The organism is Bacillus sp. AFS001701, from assembly GCF_002559405.1.
Lineage (GTDB): Bacteria > Bacillota > Bacilli > Bacillales > Bacillaceae_G > Gottfriedia.
Window position 1 is genome coordinate 1 of record NZ_NTZO01000668.1, and the last position, 418, is coordinate 418.

A 418-nucleotide genomic window follows, 5' to 3' on the forward strand; every position below is an offset into this window, starting at 1 on the left:
AAATGGTGGAACAAATCAATGCTGTTGCCTTTCAAGCTGATTATGTTTTACCAGGAATTTCGGAGGGAGAAAGATTAACAGGTTTTAAAAATCCAGCCGATATTGCTTCTTTTTACTTACAAAAAGGTGTCAAGCTTGTAGTAATAAAGCTTGGTGAAGAAGGGGCATTCTATAAAACATTAAACGAAGAAGGAACAGTTCCAGGTTTTAAAGTGGAAGAAGTCATCGATACAGTGGGTGCGGGCGATGGCTTTGCTGTTGGCCTCATTAGCGGATTAATTGAAAACCCTTCCATATATGAAGCAGTATTAAGAGGAAACGCAATCGGAGCTTTATCCGTTCAAGCGCCTGGGGACAACGATGGATATCCAACCAAAGTAAAATTACTACAATTTATAGAAAATAATTTAAAAGGAGT

Annotated in this window: 1 protein-coding gene; it reads left to right on the plus strand. The window is 38.3% G+C overall.

All coding sequences use genetic code 11. The features are described from left to right. The coding region (locus CN514_RS24515) for a PfkB family carbohydrate kinase (protein WP_286141828.1) at window positions 1-418 on the plus strand (418 nt) is incomplete at both ends.